At 46.9% G+C, this 3,103-nt stretch carries 2 protein-coding genes; both read right to left on the minus strand.

All coding sequences use genetic code 11. The features are described from left to right. Nucleotides 1–325 precede the first annotated feature (325 nt). Nucleotides 326–1,786: an oligosaccharide flippase family protein gene (locus H7F08_RS15085; protein WP_193640987.1), complete on the minus strand. Its 1,461-nt coding sequence runs from the start codon at nt 1,784–1,786 to the stop codon at nt 326–328. A gap of 50 nt (nt 1,787–1,836) precedes the next feature. Continuing rightward, a complete protein-coding gene (locus H7F08_RS15090) occupies nt 1,837–2,907 on the minus strand; it encodes a polysaccharide biosynthesis tyrosine autokinase (protein ID WP_227487914.1) in 1,071 nt (356 codons plus the stop codon). Nucleotides 2,908–3,103 lie beyond the last annotated feature (196 nt).

The following is a 3,103-nucleotide window of genomic DNA, read 5'->3' on the forward strand; positions in this document are numbered from 1 at the left end:
ATCGAGAATTTTGACGTTTTTTTGCGTTCGCTGATTGATAGCATCATAGCCAATAACGGACATGTAAGATCAATAGCTAAGAATTGGAGAAACGGGAAAGCANYKGYSWAWCWTYANGTASAWWCGGCTCTTCGTCAGATTGAGTGGGTAGGGGGTAGAATGCTGTGGAGCGGTCGTGCCCTGAATAGGAGTTAGCTGATGGTCCCTGAAGAGCTGTTTTCACGGCGGAACCAATCCTAACGCGAGAGAAAACAGCTCTTCAGGGACCATCAGCTAACTCCTATTCAGGGCACGACCGCTCCACAGCATTCTACCCCCTACCCACTCAATCTGACGAAGAGCCATTAATCTTTCCAAGTAACGCAAAAAATGCCTCTCTCAACAAAGAAGAGCGGTATCCTACCCATAGCACAGAAAAAGCAAATAGCAAAAGCGAAAACAAGTACCATAATATCTCTGTTTTAACAAAATTCCAGGCCAGAAACTCAGAAATAAAAATCCATACGGCTGATTGCCAGAATGTTTTATTTACGAACACGGCAACCCTTGCCCCCCAAAATAAAAAAATCATGTCCAGAACAGATACGAACAATAAACCGAGCCCTCCTCCGATCAAGCCTAAATAATGAATCGCTGTCCACAGCACCAGAAGATATGGTAAGAACTCCATAACACGCAATTTTGCTGCTATATCCGGGCGACCACGTGCTTGCAATAGCATGGAAGGTAAATAATTCAAGCCGACTATCCAGATTGTGGCAGCAATTATCAATCCAACCGGCCCGGCTTTTTCTGCTACCGACCAGCCCACCCAAATGCCGAGAAAAGGCTTTAGAACAAGAATAAGCGCACAAATCAATGGCGTCTGAATAAGGAGTAAAAGCTCCAAGGAACGCATGGTCGTATCCCTTGCATCATATTCATTCCCAGCCGATAATTTAGGGAACAATGCTCGAGTAACCGAAGCAGGCACTATGGCACCCTGCCGCGCCAAACGCTCTGGTATGGCAAAAAAAGTTACAGCGGCGGGCCCTACTATGCTCCCGAGCATAAATTTGTCCATGGCACCGGTCATCGAAACCACCATACTTGAAATAGTGGTCCACGCCCCATATCCCAATAATTTTTTTACCCAGTGCCACTGTGGCAATTCCGGTTTGAATGTTCCAAGAATGCGGACTGCTACAACCCCTGATGGTAAGGCTCCAAATAATAATCTGGAAAGTACCGCTACAGCGATGATCCATGTCAAATTGGGGCCATGGAGGTAGGCGGTCAATATTGGCATGACTTGCAGAAAAAAGGTACCTATTACACCTAATGCATTAAGCATCAAAAAATTCTGGCGGCCATCAATCAATCCGGAAAAAATTCCGCTGACCGTAATTATCGGGACCGCCAATGCCAACCAAGGCAAGGCACCTACGACTGAGGCATGCATCGCACTGGACATCTTGAACAGATTTTCAAATAAATAATCCCCAAGAAAAAACAGGACTCCCGCACCAATTATTCCCAATCCCAGGTTGGTCCATATTCCCGACCAAAAAACACTGGATATTTCTTTGTGATCAGATAGTTTTGCAAACTGGTTAGCTGATGCCGTGCCCAACCCCAGATCAAAAACTCCAAAATAGCCCAGAAACAGCCAGACTATCGCCAGCACTCCGTATCCATCCACACCAATCAGATGCAAATATAAAGGGACCGTTACAAACGAAACCACGATAGGCACTAAACTACCCATCAAGTTATACAAGGAATTACGTTTTAGGCTAGCGGCCATGACCCGGAATCCTCAACAGATAGGCGCTTACAAGGTGCGTTATCGTCATTTCAACGCTTTCTCTGGAACTGACTAATGAAGCTGCGCACTCGGTTCTCCAGATCCAAACGAACGGAAGATCTGGGGTGATAGTGGTACACCCCTCCCTGAGAGGTTGGAGCCCCATTAATTAACAAGGCCTGTGGGCAACCAATTTCCGCCACCCCTTGCATGTGCTCTTTAAAAGCCGACCGAGGGGTTTCACCGACGCGAATTACAGATACCAAGCGGTCGACCAACCGGGCGATAATCAGGCCATCAGACAGCACAGGAAACGGTGGTGTATCTATGAGTACATAATCATACTCGGAACGAGCTTTATCAATTAGTTCAGCAAAACGCTCCTTGCCAATCAGCTCCACTGGACTATCGGGAGTTTGACCAGAGGGTAAGCAAGTCAGCGGTACATCAAATCTAGTCATGACGCGCGTACAGTCCTCCAATTTTGCATTACCTGCCAGATATTCCGCTAATCCCGGACTTTGTTTGCAATCAAATGCCGAATGTAACTGTGGATGCCTGAGATCAGCATCAATCAACAGTGCGCGTTTTCCGTCTTTCGCCAAAGCCACGGCCAACTGACTGACCACAGTTGTTTTTCCATCTCCCTGGAATGCCGAAGAAAACATCAAAACCTTGCCTGCATTTCCCGCTCCGGAATCAAGATAAAGCTTCCCGCGCAACAAACGCAACGCCTCTCCATATGTGGAACGAGGATCAGAAGGAACAATTGGCTTGATTTTTGCTGAATCGCCCACGCTCTGAAAGGCTTCATATTCTGGTAATTTTCCAAATAGTGGTATCGAAGGATATCTACTCAGAATTCCTTCATCCGAATGAAACCCTTTGTGCAGGAGAAACCTCGCAAAGACTACAGCGAGACCAAGGAGTAAACCCAAAAAAGCACCTATGAGAACAGCCTTAGAAGCCTTTGGTGAAACCGGAACACTATGGACTAATGCAGTATCTAATATGCGATTTTTGGTAATCGTGCTCGCCCTACTGATGGCAGCTTCCTTCTGTTTTTCGAGCAGGAACATATACAATTTGCCTAACACTTCCGTGGATCGCGTGAGAGACAGAACCTGTAAGGCTTCGGCTCCTCGCTACTTGGAGTGGATACGAGGGTACGGTAGTCTTAGGGCATTGCTGATCTAGGGAAGGTTAATGATGGACGAAGACAAGCTGTTTACCTTGGCGTTGGGGTTGGTTCCGCCGTGGATGGTGGACGATGTGACTTTCAAGCTGGAGGAGAAGCGGTTGGACCTGCATATCAAC

Source organism: Acidithiobacillus sp. HP-11, assembly GCF_015100075.1.
Lineage (GTDB): Bacteria > Pseudomonadota > Gammaproteobacteria > Acidithiobacillales > Acidithiobacillaceae > Acidithiobacillus > Acidithiobacillus thiooxidans.